Source organism: Amycolatopsis sp. lyj-109 (genome assembly GCF_046548995.1).
Lineage (GTDB): Bacteria > Actinomycetota > Actinomycetes > Mycobacteriales > Pseudonocardiaceae > Amycolatopsis.
In genome coordinates, this window is the sequence record NZ_JAJPWR010000012.1 from 301,175 (window position 1) to 313,558 (window position 12,384).

11 protein-coding genes are annotated in these 12,384 nt (G+C 70.9%); 3 read left to right on the forward strand and 8 right to left on the reverse strand.

From position 1 onward, the window contains the following. Position 1: 1 nt before the first annotated feature. The 4 genes from ACLJQF_RS27145 to ACLJQF_RS27160 are packed head-to-tail and all read right to left on the reverse strand — an operon-like array spanning position 2 to position 2,630. Entirely contained in the window at positions 2–160 is a 159-nt protein-coding gene (locus tag ACLJQF_RS27145; RefSeq protein WP_003098516.1) for a DUF6760 family protein, read from the reverse strand. Next, positions 157–609: a hypothetical protein gene (locus ACLJQF_RS27150; RefSeq protein ID WP_410612699.1), complete on the reverse strand. Its 453-nt coding sequence runs from the start codon at positions 607–609 to the stop codon at positions 157–159. The genes ACLJQF_RS27145 and ACLJQF_RS27150 overlap by 4 nt, the downstream gene beginning before the upstream one ends. Before the next feature lie 4 nt (positions 610–613). After that, positions 614–1,057, reverse strand: a complete 444-nt coding sequence (locus ACLJQF_RS27155) for a phage tail protein (RefSeq protein WP_086842691.1) — start codon at positions 1,055–1,057, stop codon at positions 614–616. 19 nt (positions 1,058–1,076) lie between these two features. Next, positions 1,077–2,630, reverse strand: coding sequence for a phage tail sheath family protein (locus ACLJQF_RS27160; protein WP_410612701.1), 1,554 nt, complete (start codon positions 2,628–2,630; stop codon positions 1,077–1,079). A 191-nt stretch (positions 2,631–2,821) separates the two neighbouring features. Here ACLJQF_RS27160 and ACLJQF_RS27165 point away from each other — a divergent pair, with 191 nt between their 5' ends. Together ACLJQF_RS27165 and ACLJQF_RS27170 are read left to right on the forward strand one after the other, a co-directional pair. Beyond that, positions 2,822–6,259, forward strand: a complete 3,438-nt coding sequence (locus ACLJQF_RS27165; RefSeq protein WP_410612703.1) for a hypothetical protein — start codon at positions 2,822–2,824, stop codon at positions 6,257–6,259. A gap of 89 nt (positions 6,260–6,348) precedes the next feature. Next, positions 6,349–6,774, forward strand: a complete 426-nt coding sequence (locus ACLJQF_RS27170; protein ID WP_410612705.1) for a hypothetical protein — start codon at positions 6,349–6,351, stop codon at positions 6,772–6,774. A gap of 45 nt (positions 6,775–6,819) precedes the next feature. Here ACLJQF_RS27170 and ACLJQF_RS27175 read toward each other — a convergent pair whose 3' ends face one another. From ACLJQF_RS27175 to ACLJQF_RS27185, 3 genes are all read right to left on the reverse strand, one after another. Then, positions 6,820–7,566, reverse strand: coding sequence for a DUF4157 domain-containing protein (locus ACLJQF_RS27175; protein ID WP_410612707.1), 747 nt, complete (start codon positions 7,564–7,566; stop codon positions 6,820–6,822). 273 nt (positions 7,567–7,839) lie between these two features. Further along, positions 7,840–9,825, reverse strand: coding sequence for an ATP-binding protein (locus ACLJQF_RS27180; RefSeq protein ID WP_410612709.1), 1,986 nt, complete (start codon positions 9,823–9,825; stop codon positions 7,840–7,842). Then, the gene (locus ACLJQF_RS27185) at positions 9,822–10,481 is read right to left on the reverse strand and encodes a DUF4255 domain-containing protein (RefSeq protein ID WP_410612711.1); all 660 of its coding nucleotides are present in this window, start codon (positions 10,479–10,481) and stop codon (positions 9,822–9,824) included. The genes ACLJQF_RS27180 and ACLJQF_RS27185 overlap by 4 nt, the downstream gene beginning before the upstream one ends. Before the next feature lie 119 nt (positions 10,482–10,600). On the opposite strand from ACLJQF_RS27185, the gene ACLJQF_RS27190 reads away from it, so the two are divergent. Continuing rightward, the gene (locus tag ACLJQF_RS27190) at positions 10,601–11,044 is read left to right on the forward strand and encodes a GNAT family N-acetyltransferase (protein WP_410612713.1); all 444 of its coding nucleotides are present in this window, start codon (positions 10,601–10,603) and stop codon (positions 11,042–11,044) included. 16 nt (positions 11,045–11,060) lie between these two features. Here ACLJQF_RS27190 and ACLJQF_RS27195 read toward each other — a convergent pair whose 3' ends face one another. Next, a complete protein-coding gene (locus ACLJQF_RS27195; protein WP_410612715.1) occupies positions 11,061–12,206 on the reverse strand; it encodes a hypothetical protein in 1,146 nt (381 codons plus the stop codon). Positions 12,207–12,384 lie beyond the last annotated feature (178 nt).

Below are 12,384 nucleotides of genomic sequence, written 5' to 3' on the forward strand. Positions count from 1 at the left end.
GTCACCGTCCCTGGCTCATCCGGGTGTTGATCCGGGCGATCTCGGCGACGTAGGTCAACCGGTCGGGGTGTTCGAGGTCGAGGATGTCGTCGAGGGACCAGTGCAGGTGGTAGGCCACGTACGCGACTTCCTCGTGCAGCCGGTCGGCCGCGTACGTCACGATTCCCCCAGGCGGCCACCGGCGACGTCGACGACGAAGCTGTGGCCGCACTCGGGGCAGGCGACGCCGGCCCTGGTGTGGCCCTCGCTGTTGACCCGGCGGTACATGTCCTGCAGGAACGCCAGGTCGGAGGCGAACAGGTTCTCGATGACGCCGGCGTGGACGTCGGTGATGTCGCCGATCCGGGTGACCACTCGGGCCAGCAGCACCACCGTGAGGAACGCCGCGTTCTCGCGCACCCGGTCGTCCCGCAGCGGGATCAGCTCGTCGCGGGCGGTGGCCAGGCGCATCACGCCGGAGTGGTGCACCTTGCCCTCGTCGTCGACGTACCCGCGCGGGAGCTCGAACGCGAACTCCGTCCGCAGCTTCGGCCGTTCCGGCCGGGACTCCCCCGCCGCCGTCGCGACGGGGGCCTCCTCGACCGGTGCCGACGCCATCACCCTGCGCATCGGCTCACTCGACTTCCATCTGCTCGTAGGTGATGACGAGCTTCTCGGTGAGCACGCTCGTGTCGCCGGCCTTCAGCGCGCCGATCTCCAGGCTCTTCGGCCAGGCGTTGGTGAGCTTGTAGCGCTTGAGCGCGGTGCCTTCGTAGTCGTAGACGATGATGGCGCCGCCCTTGCGGGCCGTCGCCATCTTGCCGAAGTGGGCGTCCTTGACCCACTTCTCGAAGCTGTTGTCCTCGGTCAGGCCGCGGGTCAGCGTGACCTCGCCCGCCTTGGGGCGGCCGGGCAGCTTCTTGATGACGTACTTGCCGTCGACGGTGTTCTGCTTGAGCTCGATGACGTCCTGCTCCATCTTGAGGCCGGAGACCTCGGAGATCTGCTTGATCTGGACGCCGTCGATCTCGAGCCCGAAGGAGTGGCCTACCGCCTTGTCAAGATCGGGAAGTGCCATGTCTGTGGAGTCCCTTCACTCACTCGTTGACCAGGCTGGTGCCGCCGGACATCTGGGCCAGCCGGAAGATCACGAACTCCGCCGGTTTCACCGGGGCGATCCCGACCTCGCAGATCACCTGGCCGAGGTCGATGCCCTCGGCCGGGTTGGTCTCGCGGTCGCACTTGACGAAGAAGGCCTCGTCCGGGGTGAGCCCGAACAACGCGCCCTTGCGCCACTCCATCACCAGGAACGCGCTGATCGTGCGCCGGATCCGGGCCCACAGCGCGTCGTCGTTCGGCTCGAACACGACCCACTGGGTGCCGCCGAGGATCGACTCCTCGAGGTAGTTGAACAGCCGCCGGACGTTCAGGTAGCGCCACGCCGGGTCGCTCGAGAGCGTCCGCGCGCCCCAGACCCGGATGCCCTTGCCGGAGAACGACCGCACGCAGTTGACGCCGATCGGGTTGAGCAGTTCCTGCTCCGCCTTGGTCAGGTGCGTCTCGAGCGCGAGCGCGCCGCGGACGACCTCGTTGGCCGGGGCCTTGTGGACGCCGCGGGTGGCGTCGGTCCGGGCCCACACGCCGGCCATGTGGCCGCTCGGCGGGATGAACGTGTTGGTGCCCGAGGCGGGGTCGAGGACCTGGACCCACGGGTAGTACAGCGCGGCGTACTTCGAGTCGTACCCGGCCGCGTCCATCCGCCAGCTGCGGACCGATTGCGGGTTGAGCGCGGGCGGCGGGTCGATGATCGCCATCCGGTCGCCCATCAGCTCGCAGTGCGCGATCATCGCCAGCTGCACGGCCTTGACCGTGTCGAGGTCGATCAGGTCGCGCTGGTAGGCGGCCATCAGGTCCGGCGCCGCGACCATGGTGATCTCGTCGATCGCCTCCAGGCCGCCGAAGCCGGTCCGGTCGGCGACGTCGCCGACGTAGTCGTTCGCCGCGACGCGACCCGGGACCGGAGGGGCGGCCGATTCCTTCGGCGGCGGCGACAGCACGGCGGTGCCCTTGTCGGGCTTGGTGACCGCGCCCCCGGTGGCGACCTCTTCGATGGTGATGAGGCTGGACTTCTCCCGCACCGCGGTGACGACGTTCTCCTTGGTGCGCTTGGTCGTCACGTTGTGCGTCTCGACGACCTTGCCGTCCTGCTTGACCAGCACGGTGAACCGGTCTTCGGCCGGGTTCTCGCCGGTCGGCTCGGCGACCTCGACGGTGATCTCGCCGGCCGGCTTGCCCTCCGGCAGTTCCTTCGCGACGAAGCGGTAGCCGCCGAGCACGGCCTGGCGGGCCGTGATCTGCTTCGGCGCGGCGCCGTTGTCCTGGGCGCGCGATCCGCCGATGCGGACGATGTAGCAGTTCGAGCCACCGTTGAGGAAATAGCCGTAGACCGACTGGGCCAGGTAGCAGCCTTCGATGAAGTCGCCGAAGGTCTGGGTGAACTGGCCCCAGTTGGACACCAGCGTCGGGGTGTTGAAGGGACCGTCCGCCGCGAAGCCGACGAAGGCGGCGACGGCGGTGCCCACGCCCTCGATCGGCCGTGCGCCCGCCTCGATCTCCTCGACGTACACCCCCGGCGTGAGATAGGTGGGCATGCGTGCCTCCCTTGTCGACGCACAAGTCTTGTCTTCGGCGATGCTGCTGCCAGGGCGTTCCCGGCGGAACGACCGTGCGGCTAGGCCCGCGGGAACCGATCTCTGCCCTTAAAGGCAACTGCCCGTTCGGGCAGCTGCGCCTGCCCGTCCGGTCGTTGGCAACCGGCCCGGAGGGGCCGACAGTTGAACCCATGCCAACGGGGCGGGACAAAGCACCACCGGAGCTGTCCGGGCAGCCCGCCCGGCCGGCCCGCCCGGCGCGCCGGGCGACACCCCCCGCCTTGCTGCGCCTGCAGGCTTCGGTGGGCAACGCGGCGGTGTCGAAGCTGGTCGCGCTGCAGCGGCAAAGCTGTCCCGCGCCCCCGGTCGCGCCGCCCGGCGTCACCCCCGCGTCCGACCCGAAGTTCCAGTCGCTGACGAAGGACGTCGGCGACAAGGCCAAGACGGCGAAAGCCCACCCACCTGCCGGCACGGAGGTCAAGAAAGCCCAGGACGCCGCGGTGGCGCCCGCCGACGACAAGGACGCGCAGGCGAAGGCGGCCCAGGCGGACAAGATGGCGGCGGCGAAGCCGGCCGGCTTCGACAAGGCGGCCTTCGTCGCCGCGGTCAACGCCGCGATCGCCAAGCAGGCGCCCAAGAACCTCGACGAGGCCGACAAGTTCGCCACCTCCGGCAAGGCCGACCAGGTCAAGACCGAGGTGCTCGGCAAGGTCACCAGCGGCAAGGACTCCTCGGCCAAGGACGTCACGGACCGGACGAAGGAGCCGCCGGATCCCAGCCGGGCCGTGGAAAAGCCGGTCACGCCGCTCCCGGAAACCCCCGCCCCGCCCGCCCTGGCCCCGCCGGACGCGCGCAAGGCGACTCCGGACAAGGCCCCGCCCGAACAGACCGAGCTCCGCGCCGACCAGTGCGAGACACACTGCGCGATGGCCGCGGCGGGCGTCACCGACCAGCAGCTGGCCGAGTCCAACGAGCCGGAGTTCACCGGCGCGCTCGCCGCGAAGCAGGAAGGCGAGCAGCACACGGCTTCGGCGCCGGCCGCGGTTCGCGAGTCCGAGGCCGGGCAATTGGCCGCCGTGACCGGCGCGGCCCAGGCGTCCGGGCAGGCCGCGATGGCGGGCATGACGGGCGCGCGGTCGTCGTCGGCCCAGCGGGGCCAGGCGGCGAAGACGGCGACGAAGTCGAAGGACGAGCAGGACCGGGCGCGGATCACCGGCGAGATCAAGGCGATCTTCGACGAGACCAAGACGAAGGTCGAGGGCGTGCTGGGCACGCTCGACGACCAGGTGGCGAAGAAGTTCGAAGCGGGCGAGGCCCAGGCCAAGGCCGCGTTCACCGCCGACCACCAGGCACGGATGAAGCGCTTCAAGGACGAGCGCTACGACGGGATCACCGGCGCGGCGCGCTGGGCCTACGACCTCTTCGCCGACCTGCCGGCCGAGGCGAACAACCTCTTCCTGGAGGCCAAGAAGGTCTACGAGGCGAAGATGCAGGGCGTCATCGGCGACATCGCGGACTTCGTCGGCCAGAAACTGGGTGAGGCGAAACAGTTGATCGCGGACGGCCGCACCCGGGTGCAGCAGAAGGTGGCGTCCCAGTCGCCGGCGTTGCGCAAGATCGCGGGCGAGGCGGCGAAGGAGTTCGGCGGCCAGTTCGACGACCTCGAGAAGTCCGTCGACGAGAAGCAGGACGCGCTGGTCGAGGACCTGGCCCAGAAGTACCGCGAAGCCCGCACCGCCGTCGACGAGGAGATCAAGACGCTGCAGGCGGAGAACAAGGGCCTGTGGAGCAAGGCGAAGGAGGCCGTCGGCGGCGCGATCGAGACGATCCTGAAGCTGAAGGACATGCTGCTCGGCGTGCTGTCCCGGGCCGCGAACGCGGTCGGGTTGATCATCGCGAAGCCGATCGAGTTCCTCGGCAACCTGGTCAACGCCGTGAAGACCGGCGTCATGAACTTCGGCGCGAACATCGTCGAGCACCTCAAGAGCGGCCTGAAGGGGTGGCTGCTGGGCAACCTGGCCAGCGCGGGCATCGAGATCCCGGAGGCGCTGGACGCCAAGGGCATCCTGAAGATGGTGCTCTCGATCCTGGGCCTGACCTGGGCGAGCGTCCGCGCGCGGATCCTGCGGTTCATCCCCGAACCGGTGCTCGCGAAGCTGGAGCAGACCCTGGACGTGGTCAAGATCCTGATCACCGAGGGCGTGCCGGGCTTGTGGCGCTGGGTGGTCCAGAAACTGGGCGACCTGAAGGAGCTGGTCCTCGGCCAGGTCAAGGACTTCGTGATCGAGAAGGTTGTCAAGGCGGGCATCACCTGGATCATTTCGATGCTCAACCCGGCGGCCGCGTTCATCAAGGCCTGCAAGGCGATCTACGACATCGTGCTGTTCTTCGTGGACAAGGCCGCCCAGATCAAGGAGTTCGTCGACTCGGTGCTGGACTCGGTGGAGTCGATCGCCCGCGGTGGCGCGGGCGCGGTGGCCGGGCTGATCGAGCGGACGCTGGCGAAGGCGTTGCCGATGGTGCTCGGCTTCCTGGCGAGCCTGCTCGGGCTGGGCGGGATCTCGGAGAAGATCAAGTCGATCCTGGAGAAGGTCCAGGCGCCGGTGGGCAAGGTGATCGACTCGGTGGTGGGTACGGTCGTCAAGGCGGGCAAGAAGGTCTGGTCGAAGCTCAAGGGCGGCAAGAAGGAAAGCGGGGTGCCGGACCCGCGCAGCGCGGCCCAGAAGCAGCAGGCGCTGGCCCAGGCCAAGCAGGCGGCCGACGCGGAGATGCGCAAGCCGAACGCCACGCAGCACACCGTCGAAGCGGCACTGCCGAAGATCAAGGACACCTTCAAGCTGACGACCATCGCGCTGGTGCCCACGAGCAACGGCAAGTTCAAGACCCACCTGGAGGTCAACCCGACCGACGACACCGGGGAACTCCCCCTGGGTCCGATGGCGCCGGTCGACGAAGCGAAGGTCTACCTCGGCAAGCGGTTCGTCGTGAAGGCGACCAACCGGGTCGCCAAGGTCACCGACGTCCACCCCGACGGCTGGGTGACGCTCCAGTACGAACTGGAACGCACCGCCGGCGGCCGCAGCAAGAGCTCCGAGGGGCGGCCGACGTTCCCGGTGCTCAAGTTCCTGGCCAACACCCCGAACGGCGGCCCCGAACTCGGCCCGGCCGAAGGTGGCGCGGACCAGACGCAGTACACGATCGACGGAAAGACGCTGCGGCCCGAGTACCACGACGTCCGCGCGGTCTTCTACGGCGGATCCCACAAGTACAGCGGCCACGACGCGGGCAAGATCGCTGCGGTGATGCGGCCGGACGGGGTGACGTTCACCTGTCCGGGTGTCCCGTTCCTCGGCATCGCTCCGCACGTCGCCGCCCGCGTCAAGCCGAACAACGCCGACAACTACGCACTGGACCACAAGAAGTCGGTCGCCGGGCACTGGAACACCCAGGGCAGGCAGAAGGGCCACCCCGACCGGTCGCAGTTCTACGCGGACCCGGGCAACCTCGAGGTCCTGTGCGGGTCGTGCAACAGCAAGAAGGGCTCGAAGGACGCCGACACCGGCGCGGCCGAGCGCTACCGCAAGGACGTGGAGATCCCGGGCTTCACCGGCCCCGACGGGAAAGCGTGAGCCGGCCTGCGCCACCGGCCTGCCAGCGATCTGCAAGCGACGTGCGGCACCTTCCGATCCAGGTTGCAGCACGAACGAGTGGAGGATCGATGAAGCAGTGGGCGAAACGGTCTGGTGTCCTGATCACTACCATGGCGGCCGTCGTTCTCGGTGCCGGTACCCAGGCACAGGCGGCGGAGGGCCCCCACAACGTCGGATGGCTGTACACGGTCGGCAAGAGTGGCGCGGTCTTCTTCGACGCCGACCTGGTGAACTATCCCTCCGAAGAGAAGATCACCGTGTGTGACAACGAGACGGACAACCGGGGGGTCGCCGCCATCGTCACCGGTACCCCGGCCGCAGGGCCATGGGGTGCCAATGAGCTCCACATCTACGATCCGTCGAACAACGGCGAGTGCGAGTCCATCCACGCCAACATCTTCGCGGACGGATACGCGGTCACGGTCCACGTGTTCGAGTACTGGAACGGGGGCGCCAACACCGCAGCCGACGCCTGGGGTTACGGCGTGGCGTAGCGTTTCGCCGGGTGAGGGCTCGCTCTCACCCGGCGTCACCACTGATCAAGCCTCTTCCTCGACCTCTTCCTCACGCTGAACGAACGTCTGCGCCATCGTCTCCTCTGCGCCTTCTTCGGCCTCGGGAGCTTCCTCCCGCTGCACGGCCGCCGAGTCCTCCGGCGAATGAGCGTGCCCACCGTCCTCGCACCGCTGCACCGCGGGCCCGGCCGGAGCAGGCGCCGACATCAGCCGGTCCGCGTTGGCGACGGCCTCCCGCTCGAACCGATCCGACGGATCCGACACCTTCACCCCGCCGCCGGCGTCCGTGCCGTCCACCGGGCCGCTGCGCTGCTGGACCACGTGGGTCAACTCGTGCGCCAGCATGTGCTTGCCGGAATCCGACGCCGGGTCGTACTTGTCCCGCTGGAACACGATGTTCGAACCCACCGTGTACGCCTGGGCGCTCACCGATTTCGCCGAGTCGTGCGCCGCGCCGTCGGTGTGCACCCGCACGTCGGAGAAGTCGGCGCCGAAGCGTCCCTCCATGTCCGTGCGCGTCGCCGTGTCCAGGGGCGCGCCGCCACCCGAGCCGACGACGTCGTGGACGGGGGAACGCTCGTCCTCGACCAGCGAAGCCGTTCCCGCGTTGCCCACCGCGCGCTGCAGGCCCAGCATGCCCGCCGGGCCCAGCACGTCGGTGCGGCCGGCTACCGCCGCCCGGCCCAGGAGGTCGTGGTCGTCCCGCTCGATGCGGTCGCCCTTCGGCCGCAGGATCGGGTCGAAGTCGTTGTCGTGACCGTGCCCGCGCATGTCCGCTCCCTCCGCCGACGTCCAGCTTGCCCGCCCGGCGGGGCGAGCGCCAGACTGCGCTGCCCGTCCGGACGGGCAGCGAACGCTGCCCCTATGGGCAGCTGGTCTGCCGGAGGAACGGCCAACTCACCGCTCGCAGCAGCCAACTCACGCACCGGAACGGCCAACTCGCCGGGCACGCGGGTGAGTTGGCCGCTGCGGTTGGTGAGTTGGCCGCTGCGGTTGGTGAGTTGGCCGGGTTTTGTCAGGTCGCGCGCACAAGTGTTCCTGTACTTAGCTGTCCGTCACCATTGCCAGGTAGGGCCCGAACTCCCGGTCGAGGCAGAGCCGGCCCAGCTTGCGGTACTCCCGCGCGACCGCGCCGACCAGGTCGCTCATCCCCACCGGACGGCCCGCCTCGGCCGCCAGGTAGGCGCCGGTGACCGCGGCCGAGCGGATGTGGCCGCCCGCCAGCTCGAACGCCTCGGCGAGGAACCCCAGGTCCAGGTCGGTCCCCCGCGGCATCCGGGCGCCCAGGCAGCGGTCCCACAGCCGGTGCCGGAGTGCGACGTCCGGCAGCGGGAAGTCGACGATGACGTCGAGCCTGCGCGTGAAGGCTTCGTCGAGGTTCGCCCGCAGGTTCGTGGCCAGCACGGCGATGCCGTCGAAGGTCTCCATCCGCTGCAGCAGGTAGGCGCTTTCGATGTTGGCGTACCGGTCGTGCGCGTCCCGGACCTCCGACCGCTTGCCGAAGATCGCGTCCGCCTCGTCGAAGAGCAGGACGCCGTTGACCCCGGACGCCTCGGTGAAGATCCGCTCCAGGTTCTTCTCCGTCTCGCCGACGTACTTGTCGACCACGGTCGCCAGGTTCACCGTGTAGAGGTCCAGCCCGAGCGACGAGGCGATGACCTCGGCGGACATCGTCTTGCCGGTCCCCGAGTCCCCCGCGAAAAGCCCGGTGACGCCCCGGCCGCGGCCGCCGCCCGGGCGCATCCGCCACTCGTCGAGCACCTGGTCGCGGTAGCGCGCCCGCGCCGCCAGTTCGTCCAAAAGGGACAGTACGCCGGCCGGCAGCACCAGGTCGGGCCAGCCGACGACCGGTTCGATGCGCCGCGCAAGACGTTGCAGGCCGGCGGCGTTCTGGCTGCGTGCGCCGGCCCGGACGTGGGCCGCGCGGACCAGCCCGTCGTCGGCCAGCGCGGTCACCGACGCGGCCTTCGCCGCGCGGGCGATCTGCCCGGGCCCCAGGACGAAGTGCGCGGTCGCCTCCCCCGGGTCGACGTCCGGGGCGAGCCGGCCGTCGAGACGGCTGCGCCAGAGTTCCGCGCGGGCCGCGCCCGACAGCGGCACGGCGTCGAGCTGCAACGGCGGTGTCGCGCTCCAGCGCGGGTCCCAGGCGGCGGTGCCGTGCACCACCAGCGGGATCGCCGGGTGCGCCAGCGCCTCCAGCCGCGGGTCCTCCACCGGGCCCAGCACGATCCCGGCGCCGCGCAGCAACGCCTCCCGCCGCAGTGACGCGGTCAGCTCGGCGTGGCCGGGCTCGGCCTGCCAGCGCGCCGCGTCCACCACCAGCGCCGGGTACCCGGCCGCGGCCAGCGCGCCGACCCCGAGCTCCTCGGCCCCGCCCCCGGGCTGCTCCTTCAGGTAGACGAGCCCGACCCCGCCGCGGAGCGCGCGGGCGAGCCGGTCGCGGCCCGGCACTTCGACGAGCTCGGTGCCCAGGTGCGCGCAGCCGGCGAGCTCGGGCGCGAGCCGGTCGTCACCGAGCAGGTGGTTGACCACGCGGTCGGGGACGCGCAGCGTGCGCGAGAGGAACGGCCGGTCCTCCTCACCCACGGCGAGCAGGCCGCAGGTGACCAGCGGGGAGTCCGCGTCGAGCCGGGCCCGGCCGGTGGCCGAGGCCTCGGGGATGCCGCACAGGCGCAGCGCGAGGCCGGCACTGGCGCGGCGGCGGGTCACGTCGTCGTTGAGGTAGCCGTAGAACTGCTCGAACCGGCTGTCCAGGTCGGGGGCGAGCGCGACCAGCAGCAGCTCGACGTCGACGCCGGTGAGCCCGGCGCGTTCGGCGAGCGGCCGCAGCCTGCCGTCCGGGACGGAGTCGGTGAACGGGGTGAACGGCTCGCGCAGCCCTTCCAGGAGCGCGTCGATCGTCTCGTTGGACAGGTAGAGGCCGCGAAAGGGGTCGTCGGGGTTCGGGTCGGCCGCGCGACGGCTGTCGACGGCGTCGCGGATGCGCTGTTCGAGCCGGGCCAGCCGCTCGAACAGGTACTCCAGGCTCACCGGGGCTTCCGGTGGGTGCGCGCCATCGCGACCCGGCGCTGCCCTTCGACCACCCCGGTCGCGGACACGTGGTGCCCGAGAAGCTCGCCGTCGCCGGTGTCGAGCTTGAGGCCTTCCTTGGCGGGCGGCCCGGCCGGGTAGACGCGTCCACTGTGGATCGGAGCGGAGACGACGACGTCCAGCGACGGCTTGAGTTCGCCGCCCAGCGCGGTCCACACGTCGGCGAACGCACGGTCCTCCGGCGGCGGCAGCGCGACGGTCATCGGCACCGGCAGCCCCATCTCGGCCAGCGACCCGGTGAGCACCTCGGCCGGCACGGCCTCGTGGCGCAGCAGGCCGAGCAGCAGGTCCGACAGCACGCGGTGCTCGTCCTCTGGCCGCTGCGTCCACGCGGTGACCAGGTAGGACAGCTTGACGTGCTTGGGCGGCAGGTGCCGCGCGGCGACCTCACCACGCTGGTCGTACTCGTTGAGCAGCCCCCGCGACCGGCGTCGCATGTCCTCGCGAACGTCGTAGAGGTAGATGTTCACCGTCGGGGCGTTGCGCCGGGCGGCCCAGTCCTTGGTGGGCGCGTCGAAGGCGACGTCGACCTCGCTGCCCCGCAGCGCCTCGTCCTTCACCAGCCGGCGCAGCGCCTCGTCGACCTCGTGGATCACCGGCGGACCTCCTCGCACTGGCGGTGCCTCCACGATGATCGCGAGAATCCGGCCAGGCCAGCCACGCAGCGGCAAACCTTCGGGTACCCCCGGCTGCCCGTAAGGGCAGAGTGGCCTCCATGACCACCACGACCAGGCTCGCCTCCGAGGCCGACGTGCCGGCCCTGCTCGCCCTGCTCCGGGAGTTGCACCCGGATGACCCCACCCCGCCCGCGCACGCCGCGGCGGCCGCTTGGCGGGCCATCGAGAGCCAGTCCGGACGGGCGATCCTGGTCGCCGAGTCCGCCGGCGTGGTGGCCGGGACGATCGACTGCGCGACCCTGCCGAACCTCACACGGGGCGCGCGACCGTTCATGCTCGTCGAGAACGTCGTGGTGGCCGCCGGACACCGGCGGTCGGGGGTGGGCACCGCTCTGCTGGAGGCGGCCTTCGCCCGGGCCCGGGAAGCGCAGTGCTACAAGGTCCAGCTGCTGTCCCGGTCCGGCCGCGAACCTGCGCACGTCTTCTACGAGTCGCTGGGATTCCGCGCCGCCGCCCAGGGCTACCGCTTGTACCTCGGCTGAGGCGAACCGAAACCGATCAGCGGAACCGGGCGACGAGCGGCTCCGGCTGGCCGGTTCCGGTGCCGGTCATCGCGCCGGACGTCCACAGCGTTCCGCTCGCCCGTTCCGTCGTGACGCCGAACAACGTGGCCCCCTCCCGGGCCGGGACCGGTGCCCGCCGCCACGTGCCGTCGGGGCCGCGGCGCAGCGCATACGCCTGCGCGGTGCGCGCCTCGTCGTAGTGGTAGCCCACGGCCCACACCTCGCGGCCCACCGTCGTCACCCCGTTCAGCTGGCCCTGCTCGTCGGGCGTGGGCTCGAGGGCCGCGCGACGGCCGTCGATGCGGAAGGCCAACGGCCTGCGGTCGACGGGGCCACCCATCGTCGACTCGCCCACCGCCCAGACCTGCCCTCGGGACACCGTCACGGCGTCGAGCAGCGCCGATCCCCGGTCGGCCGTGTCCGGCAGGGCGACCCGGCACCACGCGACGCCGTCCCAGTGCAGCAGCAGCGGCTCGGTCCGCCCCGATTCCTGGTCGGCGACGGCCAGCCCGGCGGCCCACACGTCGGCCGGACCGGCCGCCGCCACGGCCTCCAACGCGGCGCCGTCCAGACCGGGCGGCAACGGCACCCTGGTCCACCGGACGCCGTCCCAGTGCTGCGCGACCGGCCCGCTGTTCTCGGCATTCGCGAAGGTGCCGACCGCCCACACGTCGGCGGCGCCGACGGCCGCCACGTCCGAGAGGGCGTGGCCGGCATCAGGCATGTCGTCGGCGGGCACGCGGGTCCAGGTCACGCCGTTCCAGTGCTCGATGAGCGACCGGACCTGGGCGTGCGGCTCCCACACGTGGCCCACCGCCCAGATCCGGTCGGGCGCGGCGGCGGCGATGCCGGCGAACTGGGCGTGGACGTCCTTGCCCAGCGGCGCGGTCGGGACCGCCGACCACGTCACGCCGTCGCCGTGCTGCACCTGCGGTTCGAACGTGGTGTACGGCCTGCCGTCGATGATCTCCTGGTTGACGGCGAAGCCCGCGGCCCACACGTCGTGCGCCGAGAGCGCCGTCACGTCCACGAGGTTCGCCGAGCCGGGCTGGAGCGGCACGACGTCCCAGCCCGGGCTCGCGGCGACCGGGCTCGCCGACACCAGCACCGCGGCCAGCGCCACGGCCACGCCGCGTTTCACGACTGCACGATGCACGAGGGCACTGTCGATCACTGCTTCTCCCCTGGTTCGCGGACGATCTTCCGGCCGGGCGTCGATGGCTTGCACACCTCTTGTTGTCGTGGCGCCCGGAATCAGTTCACAGTCCGATCTGGTAACCGGGCCCGGTGCCGGGACGACCGACGACCAGGCAGCACGT